The sequence below is a fragment of the Marinospirillum sp. genome, from assembly GCF_014859565.1.
This window is the reverse complement of record NZ_JACUUA010000062.1, coordinates 1-17,638: the sequence shown is the minus strand read 5'-3', so window position 1 is coordinate 17,638 and position 17,638 is coordinate 1. Positions and strand designations below refer to the sequence as shown.

Here is a 17,638-nt window from a genome sequence, read left to right as displayed (position 1 = left end):
AGCAGGACTCGAACCTGCGACCAATTGATTAACAGTCAACTGCTCTACCGACTGAGCTATTCGGGAACAACCGTGTTTTATTGCTTAAGAAAATTCATCTTAAAAAATAACACGTTACTCAACAGGGCTACATTCTAGAGCAATTTGTTGTGGGGTCAAGCCCCAATTGCGAGTAACCCGATTCACCTTGTTAAGGGTGGTGGCTATGCCCTGATTTGAACAGGGGACCCCATCATTATGAGTGATGTGCTCTAACCAGCTGAGCTACATAGCCAACGGCTGCGCATTATAATGATCCTCAGATCTTTAGCAACCCCAAAGGTAAAAACAGTCGATGTTTTTTGTTTTTTGGGCTTGCTGCACTTGTTAAGCCATGCCATTGTTCGGGTCAGCAAAACATTGCATTTTTCACTGAGGAGGAAGGCGGCATGACCAATCTGGATGCTTCGTTGAGAGAACAGGTCAGAGTTCTGGGTGAGGGTTTGGGTCGCACCATGAGTGCTGCTCTGGGGGCAGATTTTCTAGCTCGGGTGGAATTCATCCGCTCTTTGTCCAAGCAGGTGCATCAGGGTGAGATGCCTCCCCAGGCTTTAAGTGGGGCGTTAAAAGATCTGGCTGATGAAGAACTTTTGCCGGTGGCGCGTGCTTTCACCCAGTTTCTGAATCTTGCCAATGCTGCTGAGCAACACTACCGTGCTCGTGAGCGGGTGGTGGAAGATTATCGTCGAGGTGAACAACCCGGGTTCACCTTGCTGCTGAACAAGCTTCAGGCTGCAGGTCTGCAGCCTGATGAAATTTTTAACAGCCTTTGCAATCAACGGATCGAGCTGGTTTTTACTGCTCATCCAACCGAAGTCAGTCGCCGTACCCTGATCCAGAAATATGATGCGCTAGATGCCTGTCTGACGGATTATGAACAGTCCAGTAACGAGAAAAAACGCCTGCTGGTATTACAGCGACTGGAAGAGTTGATTGCTCAGGCCTGGCACACCGATGAAATCCGCAGTCAGCGCCCCTCACCAGTGGATGAAGCCAAATGGGGGTTTGCGGTTATCGAAAACTCCTTGTGGCAGGCCGTGCCTGCATATTACCGGGCGCTGGATGAGCGTTTGTTGGCTGTTACCGGTCAGACCCTGCCGTTGGATGTGGCACCCATACGTTTTGCCTCTTGGATGGGGGGGGATCGGGACGGTAATCCACGAGTCACCTCTCGTGTCACTCAGGAAGTCTTGTGGTTATCACGCTGGATGGCGGCTGATTTGTACCATCGGGATATTGATCAGTTGCGTTCAGAACTGTCGATGCATGATGCCTGTGATGCATTAATAAAACGTGTTGGGCCGGTGCGGGAGCCTTACCGGGTGTTGCTGGGGCAGGTGCGTGACAGGCTGCGAGCCACACTCGACTGGTTAAAAGCTCGGCTGGATGGCAAACCCTACGAAGATGAACGCATTTTGTTTGATGCCGATGGCCTGCGAGAACCGCTGTTGCTTTGTTATGAGTCTCTGTGTGCAAAGGGGATGCAGGTGATTGCTGATGGGCTGTTAAAGGACATACTGCGTCGTCTGTCTGCTTTTGGCATGAACCTGCTGCGGCTGGATGTGCGTCAGGAAGCACCGCGTCATGCCCAGGCCATTGCTGAGGCAACCCAATATCTGGGGTTGGGTGATTATGCGGAGTGGGACGAACAACGCCGGGTGGATTTTCTGCTGCATGAGTTGACCAATCCGCGTCCGCTGCTGCCGCAAAGCTGGCCGTGCAGTGATGAAACCCGAGAGGTGCTGGATACCTGCCGGGTGATTGCTGCGGAGCGCCATGATGCGCTCGGAGCCTATGTGATCTCCATGGCGGGTCAGCCTTCGGATGTGCTGGCAGTGGCACTGTTGTTAAAAACAGCCGGGCTGGATCGCACCATGCGGATTGTGCCGCTGTTTGAAACCCTGGCGGATCTGGAGCGGGCGCCCAGAGTGATTGACGGCCTCTTGTCGCTGCCTTGGTATCGTGAGTACACAACCGGGCGACAGGAAGTCATGATCGGTTATTCCGATTCTGCCAAGGATGCGGGTCAGCTGGCCGCCAGCTGGGCGCAGTATCGAGCGCAGGAAGCCGTCACCGAGGTGTGTGCCCGACATCAGGTACACCTCACTCTGTTTCATGGTCGTGGTGGTACTGTGGGGCGTGGTGGCGGTCCGACTCAGGCGGCCATTCTGGCGCAACCGCCGGGTTCTGTACAGGGGCGCTTGCGGGTCACTGAACAGGGTGAAATGATCCGTTTTAAATTCGGCCTGCCAGCTCTGGCCGAGCGAGCGCTGGAGGTGTACACCTGTGCGGTGCTGGAGGCTACGCTGGCACCACCACCGGCACCCCGCCTGGAATGGCGCGTGCTGATGAATCGGTTGGCTGAAGAAGCAGTGGCTAGTTACCGTTTACTGGTCAAGGATACGCCCGATTTTGTGCGTTATTTCCGCCAGTTGACCCCCGAGCAAGAGCTGGCCAAACTGCCGCTGGGTAGTCGACCGGCAAAACGTAAACTGGGTGGTGGTATTGAGTCATTACGTGCCATTCCCTGGATCTTTGCCTGGACTCAGGTACGCCTGATGTTACCTGCCTGGCTGGGCAGTGATACCGCACTGGAGCAAGCGGTGGCACGAGGTGAAACCCCCGCGCTGCGTGAGATGATTGAAGGCTGGCCGTTTTTTGCCAGTAACATGAATATGCTCGAAATGGTGCTGGCGAAGGTGGATCTTGCCTCGGTTCGGGAGTATGAAGAGTTGCTGGTGGAAGATGCCCTGAAGCCTCTGGGTGAAAACCTGCGTCAGCGGGAAACTCAACTAGTGCAATGCCTGCTGACACTAAGAGAACAACAGCAACTACTGGAGCAGGTGCCGCTGACCCAGCAGGCGATTAGTGTGCGTAATCCCTACATCATTCCGCTGCACCAGTTGCAGGCTGAGTTGCTGGCAAGGGTTAGAGCCTGTGAGCAACAGGGTGTTTGTAGCACGACCGCAAACCAAGCCATGCTGGATCGGGCGCTGATGGTGACCATGGCAGGTATTGCTGCCGGTTTACGTAACACTGGCTAGTGCCTTAAGGGGTGTTCATCTGCTATCCTTGGGCGCTGATATTTCGCAAGAGTAATCCTGTATGAGCGCCCAAAACGCCGCAATCCTTTTGGCTGTTGCCATTGCCTTTCTGATACCCCTCGCGGGTTATGCACTGCACCTGCATCTGGAGGCCAAACGCCAGTTGCAGCGAGCGCAGGAAAAACACGCGGATGAAGCACAACAAGCTCGTAAAAACGTCATGGAAAACCTGCTGTTGCTGGCTTGTGCACTGGAAGATCGTCAGGTCAACCTGACCGAAGGCTGTCTGCGCATCCGTGTTTTTCTGGATCTACTGGATGAAGGCATCCATGCCCAGCATGCAAGCCTGAAGGTTTTTGATCAGGTGTATCAAAAGGCTCAGGGTTTTGCGACCCATGAAGAAAGAAATGCCTTGGATGCTACGGAAAAAGAAAAACAGGATCAGCAGCGCCGTGCCCTGGAGGAACGGTTCGAAGGTCGTGTGAAAGAAGGTGCAACAGCCTTGCGTGAATTTTGTGAGCAACAGGGTTACAAGCTGGAAAAGCCTCTTTTTGTGAATGCCGCAGACGGAAAAAACTAACCCATGCTGCCCATTAATACCATGTTAAAAAACCTGCGTTCGGATCGCCAGAAAGCCCGCACAAGCCAGGCAGCAGGTAAAATCACCAGTGACACTCCCAGTTTTAATGACCAGCTATTGCAACAAATTTCAGCGGGTGGCCGTTCGGATCTAAAAAAAGAGCTGCACCAACTGCAGGATCTGCTGGGCAAGGCTGGAGACGAACTGGAACGTAATCCCACGCTGGGTAACCTGGAAGTGTTCCGTGCTCTGCTGGCCAATATACTGGGTAAGGTGATCAAGGGGGGGTTTCAGGTGGAAAGTGTTGGCCCCGGCTGGCATCCGGCAGATCGTCATCAGGTGGTGCGTCGCATTAATGAAGAAGCGGAAGAACTACTGCAACTGGTTATGACCGAGCAGAAGGATCGAGTGTCGATTGCCCGCAGGCTGGTGAATATCAAAGGTTTGGTGGTGGATCTCTTGTCCTGAGATGATTTCAGGACGCAGTGAGTGTCAGAACAACCCCTAGTGGAGTGAACAAAACGATGTCCAGCACATCTTCCTTCTGGCCGAGTGTGGCCGATCTGGTTGGTAATACCCCCTTAGTACGCTTGCAGCGCATGACGGCAGGTAAAAACAACACCCTCCTTGCCAAGCTGGAAGGAGACAACCCCGCAGGTTCAGTCAAGGATCGTCCGGCTTTTTCGATGATCCGTGAGGCCGAGGCACGGGGCGACATTAAACCCGGTGACACCATTATTGAAGCCACTTCCGGCAATACCGGCATAGCCCTTGCAATGGCCGCTGCGGTCATGGGTTACAAAATGATCCTGATCATGCCGGAAAACTCCTCTGATGAACGCAAGTGGTCAATGCAGGCTTATGGTGCTGAACTGATTCTGGTCAGTAAAGAGGCCAGCATGGAAGGTGCGCGGGATCTGGCATTACAGTTGGAACAGGAAGGACGTGGTCGGGTGCTGAATCAGTTTGGCAACAGTGATAACCCGCTGGCGCATTACCAGACCACCGGGCCGGAAATCTGGCAGCAAACTGACGGCAAGGTCACTCACTTCATTAGCTCGATGGGCACCACTGGCACCATTATGGGGACAGGGCGCTACTTAAAAGAGCAGAATCCTGCAGTACAGATTGTTGGTTTGCAGCCGTCAGAAGGAGCCAGTATTCCCGGTATCCGTCGCTGGCCAAAAGAATACCTGCCCAGTATTTTTGATCCATCGGGAGTGGATCGAGTGCTGGATATGAGCCAGCAGGAAGCAGAAATCACCATGCGAAGACTGGCGCGGGAAGAAGGTATTTTTGCCGGTGTTTCCTCTGGCGGAGCGGTGGCAGGTGCCTTGCGTCTGGCGGCCGAATTGGAAAATGCCGTGATCGTTGCCATCATCTGTGACCGGGGCGACCGTTATCTGTCCACCGGTGTATTTGCTGAACCCGGCAAAAAATAATAATCAGCGGGAAATAACATGGTAAAGGTAAGAGATGATCAGCCACTCAAGCCGGATGGCAGTGTCGATCTGGACTTGTGGTTGTCTCACCTGCAGCTGGATGTGGCTCTTGCTCACCCAGAACGGGTGCAACAAGCGAGTGAACTGGCAGCAGAGCTGGAACGTCAGGCAGAAGCAGAAAACCGCCAGTGGTATGAAGGTGCCAGCAACCTGCGCACCGGTCTGGAGATGGCGGATATTCTTGGTGAACTGCGCATGGATGATGACACCCTGATCGCCGGTATTCTTTACCGAGCAGTGCGTGAAGAATTGTTGTCATTGGACACGGTGGAAAAACGTTTTGGTAAAACCGTCGCCAAGCTGATTGCTGGTGTGCAGCAGATGGCAGCCGTCAGCCAGATCCAGACCAGTGATGCCCCCGCTTTTGGTCAGAAGCAGAACCAGTTGGAACAACTGCGCAAGATGCTGGTAGCGGTGGTGGATGATGTCCGTGTGGCACTGATCAAACTGACGGAGCGAACCTGTGCCCTGCGTCAGGTGAAAACGGCCCCGCGTGACAAGCGCCTGCGAGTGGCGCGTGAAGTTTTTGAGATTTATGCCCCGTTGGCTCATCGGCTGGGCATCGGCCATGTTAAATGGGAGCTGGAAGACCTCTCTTTCCGGTATCTCGAAGAAGACAGCTACAAGTACATTGCTCGCCTGCTGGCCGAAAAACGTATGGATCGGGATGGATACATCCAGCAGGTGATCCAGTCGCTGGAACTGGCAATTAAAGCGCAAGGCATTGATGGTGCAGACTTGGAAGGTCGAGCCAAACATATCTATTCGATCTGGCGCAAAATGAAGCGCAAGAAAATCGACTTTTCTCAGGTTTATGACGTGCGTGCCGTGCGGGTGCTGGTGCCGGAAGTACGCGACTGTTATGCCGTGCTGGGCATCGTTCACTCGATGTTTAAACACATTCCCAACGAGTTTGATGATTACATTGCCACTCCTAAAGAGAACGGCTACCGCTCTTTGCACACGGCGGTAGTGGGGCCAGGTGGCAAGGTGCTGGAAGTCCAAATCCGCACCTTTGCCATGCATGATGAAGCTGAACTGGGTGTATGTGCTCACTGGCGTTACAAGGGCACCGATGCCAGTGGTAAAAGTAATGCTTATGAAGAAAAAATTGCCTGGCTGCGTCAGGTATTGGAATGGCACGAAGAAGTGGGTGATGCCACCGGTATCCGTGAAGAGCTGCAAAATGATGTAGCACCGGATCGGATTTATGTTTTCACCCCGGATGGCCATGTGGTGGACTTACCCCAGGATGCCACCCCCATTGATTTTGCTTACCGGGTGCACACCGAAATCGGCCACCGCTGCCGTGGCGCCAAGGTCAATGGTCGGATTGTGCCGCTCAACTACGCCTTAAAAACCGGGGAGCAGATCGAGATACTCACCACTGCCGGAGAAGGTGGCCCCAGTCGTGACTGGCTTAACCCCTCCCTGGGTTATGTGCGTACCTCGCGTTGCCGTGCCAAAATCCAGCACTGGTTTAAATTGCAGGATCGTGACAAGAATATGGATGAAGGCCGTCAGCTGATTGAGAAGGAGTTTAAACGTCTGGGTCTGGAAGGGCTGGATATGACCGCACTGGCTCATGCCCTGAACCTGCACGAGGCCGATGACCTGTATGCCGCACTGGGTGCTGGTGATCTGCGTGCCGGTCAGGTGTTGTCGATGGCACAGCATCTGTTTGGTGAAACCGAGGATGTGGATCAGCTGGATCGGCTGCTGACCCGTCCCGGCAGCCGTAAGGATCATGGCAAGGATGACATCACCATTCTGGGTGTCGGTAACCTGATGACCCAGATGGCAAAATGTTGTCAGCCGTTGCCCGGTGAAGAGATTGTGGGTTACATCACTATTGGTCGGGGTGTCACCATTCACCGCCACGATTGTACCAACCTGAACCCGTTGCGGGCAGAAGACCCCAACCGGCTGGTGAATGTGGAATGGGGCACCAAAAAAGCGCAGATGTATCCGGTGGAAATCCGCATCAAAGCCTGGGATCGCACCGGTCTGCTGCGGGACATCACCATGATTCTGGCCAATGAGCGGGTTAATGTACTCTCGGTGAATACCCTGACGGATAAAAAAGAAAACCAAGCCAACATCCTGCTGACGCTGGAAGTATCCGGACTGGAAGCCTTGGGTCAGGTGCTGAACAAAATCAGCCAATTGCCGAATGTGGTGGATGTACATCGGTTTCGCCAGAAACCCAAGGTTTGAGGTAATTAGTGGCAAACAACTATCAACGGGATGGTCTGCACGAAGGTGCCCAACAAGGAAAGCCGGATGCGTCTGTCACTTAAAAGCTGGATCATCTTTGGTTGTTTTCTGCCCGTCTGGTTGCTGGTTATCGGGCTGGGTGGCTGGCTACTGAACAACCACTTTAAAGCCCTGGATCAACAGCTGGTGGATCGTGGACAGCTGACGTTAAAAAACCTCAGTCCGGCATTGGCTGGTGGTTTTATGCAGGCTGAGCGTTTACCTCAGTTGCGGCAAATTGCTGAACAGCTGCTGGAAGCCTCGGATGTCCGTGCTTTTTCTCTTTACGATCAACGGCAGGTCAGTCTGTTTCATGCGGGTCCCAGTATGCGGCCACTGGAGCGGAATCCAACCCTGCGCTGGTCACTGCAACCCGGTGTAGCCAAAGAAAAAGAAACCCTGCGATTTATTGAGCCGATTTATGAGTTGGCAATTCTGCGTGAATCCCCCCGTGGACGCGTTGGCGACAGCTTAGCTCTGGTGGGCTGGGCGGAGTTGGAGCTCTCTCGCACGCCCACACTCTTGTACAAATATCGCCTGCTACTGATCAGTGGTGGGCTGACAACCGGCCTGTTGTTGTTCAGTCTATTGCTAACCCACCTGCTGGTGCGTTACCTGCAACATCGGCTGGATTTTTCCCTGGAGGCCATCACCCAGGTGGCAGAAGGAGTTACACCAGAAACTCTGCCAGTTGTTCACATCAATGAACTTCACCAGCTACAACAAACCATTGCAATGTTATCCAGTCATGTAGCGGAACGGGAACAAAACTACCGTCAGTCGCTGGAAGAAGTGCGAGATGATTCATTGCGCAGTCTGGAAACCATCGAAATCAAGAATATTGAGCTGGATCGGGCGCGTAAGGATGCATTACAGGCCAGTCGCATTAAGTCGGAATTTCTGGCCAATATGAGCCATGAAATACGCACCCCATTAAACGGCATTATTGGATTCTCCAACGTGCTGTCCCGTACTCGATTGGAGCAGCGGCAAAAGGAATACCTGAGCCTGATTCTGGGTGCCTCGGAAACCATGCTGGGTATCATTAATGACATTCTGGATTTCTCCAAAATCGAAGCAGGCATGATGATTCTGGACAATACCCCGGTTAACCTGCGCAAAGCCCTGCATGAAAGTCTGGCGATGCTGGCACCCCAGGCACACCGTCAGCGCTTGGATTTGCTGGGGCTGGTTTACGATGATGTACCGCTGGAGGTTAAAACCGATCCCCTGCGTTTTAAACAACTCCTCTCCAACTTGATCAGTAATGCCATCAAATTCACTGAACAGGGTGAAGTGGTGGTTCGAATTATGCTGGATGATGTCGCTGAAGATCTGGAAGCCGGTATTCCCCCGAGTGATTTGGAGGCAGGAAGCTTTTGTCGCCTGCGTTTTGCAGTCACGGATACAGGCATTGGATTGAATGAAGCTCAGCGCCATAAACTTTTTCGTGCTTTTAGTCAGGCAGATACCAGCCAAACCCACCAGTTTGGTGGCACTGGATTGGGGCTGGCCATTTGCAAACAGCTGGTTAAACAAATGGGTGGGCAGATCGATCTGGAAAGTGTGGAGGGTGTGGGTTCAACCTTCTGGTTTAGCCTGCCACTGCAAGTTCAGGAAACCGCACCGGAACCCGAACCCTGGCTGCTGGGTAAAACCTTAGGGGTGCTGGAAAGTCATCGCCTCACCAGCCAAGCTTGGTGTCACCAGTTGCGCAGCTGGCGTGCACAGGTGGTTGCCTGGGATACACCGGAAAAAATGCTAGACCACCTGAATGGTCGTCAGCAGATTGCTGCAGTGCTGGTGGGGCTGAATGCCCTTCAGGCTAGCTCACCGATATGGCTGGAATCTCTGGCTTATCTGAAAACCGCTGAACTGCCTTGTCTGATGCTGGTGAACAGCTCAGAACCCGAAGTTCACGCCCGTTTAAAACGTCAGACCAAGGGTCAGCTGTTGACCAAACCCCTGGCCGCTCCACGATTGAAACTGGCACTGGAAACCCTGCTGGGACAACAACCTGAGCCGGTAGAAAGTTTTTATGGTGAAGGGGTTTATGCCACAACAGCCGAGTTGCCCCTAATTCTGGCGGTTGATGACACACCATCCAACCTGTTGTTATTAATCACCCTGTTGCAACAAATGGGTTTTCGCACCCTGCAGGCAACCAATGGTGAAGAAGCGGTGCAACGAGTGATCGAAAATTCGGTGGATCTGGTGCTGATGGATATCCAGATGCCGGTGATGGATGGAGTGCAGGCCACTCGCCGTATCCGTTCGATGGGACACGCTTACCGAACCCTGCCGATTCTGGCATTAACAGCTCATGCCATAGGTGATGAAAAAGAAGCCTGGATGCAAGCGGGCATTAATGATGTATTGATCAAACCCCTGCACGAAAAACAGTTGATGGATCTGTTACATCGCTGGCTGGGGGATCGTTTTGTTGCCACTCACATGCCACTGGCGGCACCGGAATTAAACCACTCGGAAGAATCCTGGCAAAGCTGCCCAGTGGATCGTGAGCTGGGGATTCGATTGGCAGCGGGGCGGGCAGAACTGGCCGATGAACTACTGGGGTTACTGCTTTCATCACTGGATCAGAGTCGTGAAGCCATTGAGCTGGCGCTGAAACGGCAGGATGATGATGCCTTGATCGAAGCAGTACACCGATTACACGGTGCCAGTCGTTATTGTGGAGTGCCGGATTTAGCACAAATCACTGAAGTGCTGGAAACTCAGCTTAAATCCGGCCAGCAGCAACTGGTGGCCGGTAGTTTGGAGCAGTTGTTGTATGAAATTGACCGACTGCAGGATTGGCGAGAGCGAGAGTATGCTAGCACCTGGCACCGTCAGTCGGGTTAAAATCCGGCTGCAGGCAACAAATCAGCCGAGCGACTTTGTACAGGGTTTCGGCATATTCTTCCTGCCCATCAGAATCCGCCACCAATCCACCACCGCCCCAGACATGCAGCTGATTATTGGCCGCCACAAAAGTGCGGATGGCAATATTAAAATCCATCCGTCCACGCCGGTCGATGTAACCAATCGAGCCACAATATACACTGCGACGGCAGGGCTCCAGTGCCTCAATAATTTCCATCGCCCGCAGTTTGGGTGCTCCGGTAATAGAGCCACCCGGAAAGCTGGCCTGTAACAGATTCAGTGGTTGTTGATTGGCAGCCAGCTGGCCGGTCACACGACTGACCAGATGATGTACATTGGTAAAACTTTCCAGTTGGAATAACTCCGGCACCCGAATACTGCCCGGTTCACAAACCCGCCCCAGATCATTACGCAGCAGATCCACAATCATCAGATTTTCAGCACGATCCTTGGCACTGGACAACAACTCTTGACTGAAAAAAACATCCTGCTCTGGGGTGCTGCCGCGTGGGCGTGTCCCTTTAATGGGTTTACTTTCCACCCGCCCGTCTGCCTCGGCCAGCAGAAAACGCTCCGGTGATAAAGACAACAGGGTGGCATCACCAAAATCCAGAAAGGCAGCAAAGGGTGCTGCAATATCTGCACGCAATAATTGCCAGGCTTGATACAGGCTGCCTTGATAACTTGCCGTAAAACGCTGCGCCAGATTGACCTGATAAGCATCCCCGCTGCGCAGCCACTCCTGCACTTGGTTAAAGCGTTGTAGGTAGTCTGCTTGCTGCAGATTGCTGACAAAGGGGCTAGTCAGCTCAAATGTTTCGGGTGGTGTAGTGCTTGTGCACAGGCGTTTACTCAACCGTGTCACCAGTGCCGAATCAAAATCACCGACCAGCCAGGTTTGTTGCAACAGGTGGTCAGTAATCAGTGCCCAGGGGTAATAGCCCATACGTACCCAGGGCAGAGGCAAATCATCAGTGGCCTGTTGTGGCAGGAATTCAAACAAACGACCGGCATCATAACTCCAGTAACCCATCCAGCCGCCGCAAAAAGGCAGGTGTTGTATGGCCGGTGGTAACTCGCTGGTTAAGGGCGATAAACGCAGTGCTTCAAGTGCTTCCGGGGCATCTCCGGAATGAACTTCCAGGGTTCTGGTAGGTGCACTGGCTGCAATAGAAAAACGCCCGCTGTTATCTGCGGGGTGGCTGCTATCCAGCAGAACCGGCCAAGGGGCATCACGCACCGCCCACAATAACTGTGCCGCTGTGGCAAACGGAAGAGGGTGGCATTGCAAAGGTGCAGAATCCGGGAATGACATCAAAAAAACTCAGGTTGTTGACACATTGTGGAGCTGCAGATTATCTGTAGCTCACGGGTTCAGTAAAAAAACAATAAAAACAAATGGTTGTTATTTATATAATTATTTTTAGACTAAGGTTTGAGTTGACCTGTGGGGTGCAGGTGTCTACAGTGCAGACACATTCACAAATTGTCGACAATGTTGAATCATGAATCAAATCCGTCTGGCCAAGATAATAAACGATTCTGAAGTGTATGAGCAGGGTGATGCGACTGAAGCGGTTGACAGTCGTACCCTGGCTGACCGGGTTTTTGAAGAGATTCAGGATGCGATTGTCACCGGCAGTATTGCACCGGGCACCAAAATCACCGAGCCGGGACTGGCCAAAGAGTATGGCATTTCCCGTGGGCCTTTAAGAGAAGCCATGCGTCGGTTAGAGGGACGGCATCTGGTGACTCGCATTCCCCATGTGGGAGCACGCGTGGTTTCCCTGTCGCTGGAAGAGTTGCTGGAATTGTACGAAGTACGTGAAGCAATGGAAGGCATGGCTTGTCGTCTGGCTGCCCGCCAGATGGCACAAGTTGAAATCGACAGCCTCAAGGCACTGCTGGAAAAACACGAACAGCAGGCCGAGCTGCAGGAAAATATCGCCTACTACCAAAAAGAAGGTGATCTGGATTTCCACTACCGTATTGTGCTGGGCAGTGGTAATAAAAAGCTGATGGCGCTGCTGTGTGGTGATCTTTATTACCTGGTGCGCATGTACCGCTACCGTTTTAGTGCTGCCAGTGGCCGCCCACAACGTGCTTTTGAAGAGCATCATCGTATTGTGGATGCCATTGAACAGCGCGATGAAGAGCTGGCCGAAATGCTGATGCGTCGGCACATCCGTGCCTCACGCAATAATGTTGAACAGCGCCTGCGGGAAGCCGCCGGACACCCCCCCCTGAAAACCAAATTTTGAACAAGAGGAAGCAGACATGACCCAAAAACTGACCGCTGGTGGCCGTTTTCGCAAGGCCCTGAAAGAAAACAACCCGCTGCAGATTGTTGGCACCATCAATGCCTACCACGCCATGATGGCGACCCGCGTGGGTCACCAGGCCATTTACCTGTCCGGTGGCGGTGTCGCCAATGCCTCTTATGGTCTGCCGGATCTGGGCATGACCAGCATGAATGACGTGCTGGAAGACGTGCGCCGCATCACCAGCGCGGTTGAAACCCCGCTGCTGGTGGATATTGATACCGGCTGGGGTGGCGCATTCAACATGTCTCGCGCTGTTAAAGAAATGATCAAGGCCGGTGCTGCTGCCGTGCATCTGGAAGACCAGGTGCAGCAGAAGCGTTGTGGTCACCGCCCTAACAAGGAAATTGTTTCCTTGCAGGAGATGGTTGATCGCGTTAAGGCGGCTGTGGATGCCCGTACCGATGACGACTTTTTTATTATTGCACGTACCGATGCTTTCCAGATGGAAGGACTGAATGCTGCCGTTGAGCGTGCTCAGGCCTGTCTGGAAGCCGGTGCTGACGGTATTTTTGCTGAAGCCGTGCACACGCTGGAAGACTACAAGGCCTTTGCTGATGGCATCAAGGGTAACCACCTGCTGGCGAACATCACCGAATTTGGTGCCACGCCGCTGTTCAACAAAAAAGAACTGGCAGAAAACGGTGCCAGCATGGTGCTTTACCCCCTGTCCGCCTTCCGTGCCGCCAACAAGGCAGCCCTGAACGTATTCCAGCATCTGCTGGATGACGGCGACCAGAAGGCCGTGATCGATACCATGCAGACCCGGATGGAACTCTATGATTTCCTGAACTACCACGACTTTGAACAAAAGCTGGATCAGCTGTTTGCCCAGGGCAAAAATAAATAAAGTGGTTAGAGAACAGGTTTTATAAAAAGTTACTGGAGAATAAAGAGGAGCCTCTGATGTCCGAGAACAACACCAACCTGCCGAAGCCGAAAAAGTCCGTTGCCCTGTCCGGTACGGCTGCCGGCAATACCGAACTCTGTACTGTGGGCCGTAACGGTAATGAGCTGCACTACCGGGGTTACAACATTCTGGATCTGGCAGAAAAATGTGAGTTTGAAGAAGTCGCCTACCTGCTGGTACACGGCAAGCTGCCGACTCAGGCGGAATTAAACGCTTACAAAACCAAATTAAAAGCCCTGCGTGGCCTGCCTGCTGCGGTTAAAACCGCACTGGAACAACTGCCTCCTTCTGCGCATCCGATGGACGTGATGCGTACCGGTGTGTCGGTGCTGGGTTGTGTTAAGCCTGAAAAAGACGACCATAACCATCCAGATGCCCGTGACATCGCTGACAAGTTGATGGCTTGTCAGGGTTCCATGCTGCTCTACTGGTACCACTATGCTTACAACGGCAAGCGTATTGATCTGGAAACCGATGATGACTCCATTGGTGGTCACTTCCTGCACCTGCTGCACGGTGAAAAACCGCGTGAGTCCTGGGTTCGTGCCATGCACACCTCACTGATTCTTTATGCAGAGCACGAGTTTAATGCCTCCACCTTCACCAGCCGTGTGATCTCCGGTACTGGCTCTGATTTCTACAGCTGTATCGCTGGTGCGATTGGTGCCCTGCGTGGCCCGAAACACGGTGGGGCCAACGAAGTGGCGTTTGAAATTCAGAAGCGTTATGACAATCCGGATCAGGCTGAGGCCGATATCCGTGAGCGTGTGGGTCGCAAGGAAGTGGTGATCGGTTTTGGTCACCCGGTTTACACCGTTTCTGATCCCCGCAACGTGGTGATCAAAAAGGTGGCTAAAGAACTGTCGGAAGAACAACAGAACACCAAGATGTACGACATTGCCGAGCGTCTGGAGTCGACCATGTGGGAAATCAAAAAGATGTTCCCCAACCTCGACTGGTTCTCGGCAGTGAGTTATCACATGATGGGTGTGCCGACCGATATGTTCACGCCCCTGTTCGTGATCTCTCGTACCTCCGGCTGGAGTGCCCACGTTATTGAACAGCGCATTGATGGCAAAATCATTCGCCCCAGCGCCAACTATGTGGGTGAAGACTGCCGTTCGGTGCCAGCCATCACTGAGCGCAGTTAAACGGTTTCAGTGGGTAGGGGTCACGCTTGCCAGCTATGTCACCTGTCCACTGTTTTTTTTCAGAAGCCATCCCCCGGTCGGGGGGGTGGTTTCAGTCCGGACTTCCAACACCTTTCGAGTGATACCCAGACTATGAATACTGAATTCCGCAAACCCCTTCCCGGCACTTCACTGGACTACTTCGACACCCGTGCGGCGGTTGAAGCCATCCAGCCCGGTGCTTATGAAACCCTGCCTTACACCTCTCGTGTACTGGCTGAACAGCTGGTGCGTCGCTGCGAGCCAGAGGATCTGACCGATTCTCTGAAACAGCTGATCGAGCGTAAACAGGAACTGGATTTTCCCTGGTATCCCGCTCGTGTAGTGTGCCACGACATTCTGGGTCAGACCGCTCTGGTGGATCTGGCCGGTCTGCGTGATGCCATTGCAGACATGGGTGGTGATCCGGCCAAGGTTAACCCGGTAGTGCCCACCCAGCTGATTGTGGATCACTCTCTGGCGGTGGAAGCCCCAGGTTTTGATCCGGATGCTTTTGAAAAAAACCGTGCCATTGAAGATCGTCGTAACGAAGACCGTTTTCACTTCATCGAGTGGACTAAAACCGCTTTTGAAAACGTTGATGTGATCCCGGCCGGTAACGGCATCATGCACCAGATCAACCTGGAAAAAATGTCTCCAGTGATTCAGGCACGTGATGGTGTGGCCTTCCCTGATACCTGTGTCGGCACTGATTCCCACACCCCGCACGTGGATGCGTTGGGCGTGATTGCCATCGGTGTGGGTGGTCTGGAAGCCGAAACCGTGATGCTGGGTCTGCCTTCCATGATGCGCCTGCCCGATATTGTTGGTGTAGAGCTGGTCGGCAAGCGTCAACCCGGCATTACTGCCACTGATATTGTACTGGCACTGACCGAGTTCCTGCGTAAGGAGCGAGTGGTAGGTGCTTACTTGGAGTTCTTTGGTGAAGGTGCTTCCAGCCTGACCATTGGTGACCGTGCCACCATCTCTAACATGACACCGGAATACGGTGCCACGGCGGGCATGTTCTACATTGATGAACAGACCATTGATTATCTGAAACTGACGGGTCGTGAGCCTGAACAGGTCGCGTTGGTAGAAAACTACGCCAAAACCACTGGCCTGTGGGCGGATAGTCTGGTGAAAGCCCAGTACCCACGTGTACTGAAGTTCGATCTGTCCAGCGTGGTTCGTACCATGGCTGGTCCATCCAACCCACACGCTCGTGTTTCCACCAGTGATCTGGCGGCCAAGGGTATTGCCGGTCAGTGGGAAGAAAAAGCAGGTGAAATGCCTGATGGTGCAGTGATTATTGCTGCCATCACCTCCTGCACCAACACCTCCAACCCACGCAACGTGGTTGCGGCTGGCCTGCTGGCGAAAAAAGCCAACGAGCTGGGTCTGATCCGTAAGCCCTGGGTGAAATCATCCTTTGCACCGGGTTCCAAGGTTGCCAAGCTGTATCTGGAAGAAGCCGGTCTGCTGACCGAGCTGGAAAAACTCGGTTTTGGTATTGTGGCTTATGCCTGCACCACCTGTAACGGGATGTCGGGTGCACTGGATCCCAAAATCCAGCAGGAAATCATCGACCGTGACCTGTATGCCACGGCGGTGTTGTCGGGTAACCGTAACTTTGATGGCCGTATCCATCCTTATGCCAAGCAGGCATTCCTGGCTTCACCGCCATTAGTCGTGGCCTACGCCATTGCCGGTACCATCCGTTTTGATATCGAAAAAGACGTGCTTGGCAACGACAAAAATGGCAACCCGATTACCCTGAAAGACATCTGGCCATCGGATGAAGAAATTGATGCACTGGTAAAAACCAGCGTTAAGCCGGAGCAGTTCCAGCAGATCTACATCCCGATGTTTAATCTGGATCGTGGTGAAGCGGCCAAGAGCCCGCTGTATGACTGGCGTCCGATGTCCACCTACATTCGCCGTCCGCCTTACTGGGAAGGTGCACTGGCTGGTGAACGCACCATGAAAGGCATGCGTCCGCTGGCCGTGTTGCCGGACAACATCACCACCGACCACCTGTCACCATCCAACGCCATCATGATGGACAGTGCTGCCGGTGAATACCTGCACAAGATGGGTGTACCGGAAGAAGATTTTAACTCCTACGCCACTCACCGTGGTGACCACCTGACTGCACAACGCGCCACCTTTGCCAACCCAAAACTGATCAACGAAATGGCTGTGGTGGATGGCAAGGTCAAACAGGGTTCACTGGCACGTGTGGAGCCGGAAGGTAAGGTTTTGCGCATGTGGGAAGCGATTGAAACCTACATGGAACGCAAACAGCCGCTGATTATTGTGGCCGGTGCGGATTATGGTCAGGGCTCTTCCCGTGACTGGGCAGCCAAGGGTGTACGTCTGGCGGGTGTGGAAGTGATTGCTGCCGAAGGTTTTGAGCGCATTCACCGCACCAACCTGATTGGTATGGGTGTGCTGCCGCTGCAGTTTGAAGAAGGCACCACACGCAAGACCCTGAACATCGACGGTACAGAAACCTACGACGTGGAAGGCGACCTGACACCACGCGGCACCATGACCCTGGTCATCAACCGCAAAAACGGTGAACAGGTCAAAGTCCCCATGCTCTGCCGTCTGGATACCGCTGCTGAAGTCCGCGTTTACAAAGCCGGTGGTGTACTGCAACGCTTCGCCCAGGATTTCCTGGAAGGTAGTGTCTGATCTTTCTTATTACCGGGATGTGTAGTCTACCCGGATGGAAGCAATCAGGGCAGGTGTGACAGACCGTCTGTTGCCATGGATGGCAACAGCGAGCCCCCAAGGAAGGGTTTACGGCGTGTCTGGAATGCCTGCCCTGTGTTGCTTATAAAAACTCTTTGTGCGGAGTGATTTATGTCCAGTGTTCCCCAGATTAAAATCCCCGCCACCTATATGCGTGGCGGTACTTCCAAGGGT

At 53.3% G+C, this 17,638-nt stretch carries 11 protein-coding genes and 1 tRNA gene; 10 read left to right on the top strand and 2 right to left on the bottom strand.

Annotation, left to right across the window (positions count from 1 at the left end):
• Window positions 1–197 precede the first annotated feature (197 nt).
• Window positions 198–274, bottom strand: a tRNA-Met gene (locus tag IBX50_RS09825).
• Between the two features lie 154 nt (window positions 275–428).
• Here IBX50_RS09825 and ppc point away from each other — a divergent pair.
• The 6 genes from ppc (at window position 429) to IBX50_RS09795 (ending at window position 10,283) form a co-directional block, all read left to right on the top strand.
• Window positions 429–3,083, top strand: a complete 2,655-nt coding sequence (gene ppc, locus IBX50_RS09820) for a phosphoenolpyruvate carboxylase (RefSeq protein ID WP_292255464.1) — start codon at window positions 429–431, stop codon at window positions 3,081–3,083.
• Window positions 3,084–3,144: 61 nt separating this feature from the next.
• Window positions 3,145–3,663, top strand: a complete 519-nt coding sequence (locus tag IBX50_RS09815; protein WP_292255462.1) for a DUF2489 domain-containing protein — start codon at window positions 3,145–3,147, stop codon at window positions 3,661–3,663.
• Window positions 3,664–3,666: 3 nt separating this feature from the next.
• On the top strand, window positions 3,667–4,131 hold the full coding sequence (locus IBX50_RS09810) for a YaaR family protein (RefSeq protein WP_292255460.1): 465 nt from the start codon (window positions 3,667–3,669) through the stop codon (window positions 4,129–4,131).
• Between the two features lie 56 nt (window positions 4,132–4,187).
• Window positions 4,188–5,105, top strand: coding sequence for a cysteine synthase CysM (gene cysM, locus IBX50_RS09805; RefSeq protein ID WP_292255458.1), 918 nt, complete (start codon window positions 4,188–4,190; stop codon window positions 5,103–5,105).
• An 18-nt stretch (window positions 5,106–5,123) separates the two neighbouring features.
• Window positions 5,124–7,382, top strand: a complete 2,259-nt coding sequence (gene relA / locus IBX50_RS09800) for a GTP diphosphokinase (RefSeq protein WP_292255456.1) — start codon at window positions 5,124–5,126, stop codon at window positions 7,380–7,382.
• Window positions 7,383–7,448: 66 nt separating this feature from the next.
• Window positions 7,449–10,283 (top strand): ATP-binding protein, encoded by a 2,835-nt coding sequence (locus IBX50_RS09795; protein WP_292255453.1) that lies wholly within the window; start codon window positions 7,449–7,451, stop codon window positions 10,281–10,283.
• Here IBX50_RS09795 and pabB read toward each other — a convergent pair.
• Window positions 10,255–11,619, bottom strand: a complete 1,365-nt coding sequence (gene pabB / locus IBX50_RS09790) for an aminodeoxychorismate synthase component I (RefSeq protein WP_292255451.1) — start codon at window positions 11,617–11,619, stop codon at window positions 10,255–10,257. The two genes, IBX50_RS09795 and pabB, sit on opposite strands and share 29 nt — an antisense overlap.
• Before the next feature lie 190 nt (window positions 11,620–11,809).
• On the opposite strand from pabB, the gene IBX50_RS09785 reads away from it, so the two are divergent.
• The 4 genes from IBX50_RS09785 (at window position 11,810) to acnD (ending at window position 17,404) form a co-directional block, all read left to right on the top strand.
• Entirely contained in the window at window positions 11,810–12,565 is a 756-nt protein-coding gene (locus tag IBX50_RS09785) for a GntR family transcriptional regulator (protein WP_292255449.1), read from the top strand.
• A 16-nt stretch (window positions 12,566–12,581) separates the two neighbouring features.
• On the top strand, window positions 12,582–13,475 hold the full coding sequence (gene prpB / locus IBX50_RS09780) for a methylisocitrate lyase (protein WP_292255447.1): 894 nt from the start codon (window positions 12,582–12,584) through the stop codon (window positions 13,473–13,475).
• A 56-nt stretch (window positions 13,476–13,531) separates the two neighbouring features.
• Window positions 13,532–14,686: a 2-methylcitrate synthase gene (gene prpC / locus IBX50_RS09775; protein WP_292255445.1), complete on the top strand. Its 1,155-nt coding sequence runs from the start codon at window positions 13,532–13,534 to the stop codon at window positions 14,684–14,686.
• A gap of 132 nt (window positions 14,687–14,818) precedes the next feature.
• Window positions 14,819–17,404, top strand: a complete 2,586-nt coding sequence (acnD, locus tag IBX50_RS09770; RefSeq protein ID WP_292255443.1) for a Fe/S-dependent 2-methylisocitrate dehydratase AcnD — start codon at window positions 14,819–14,821, stop codon at window positions 17,402–17,404.
• Window positions 17,405–17,638: the final 234 nt, after the last annotated feature.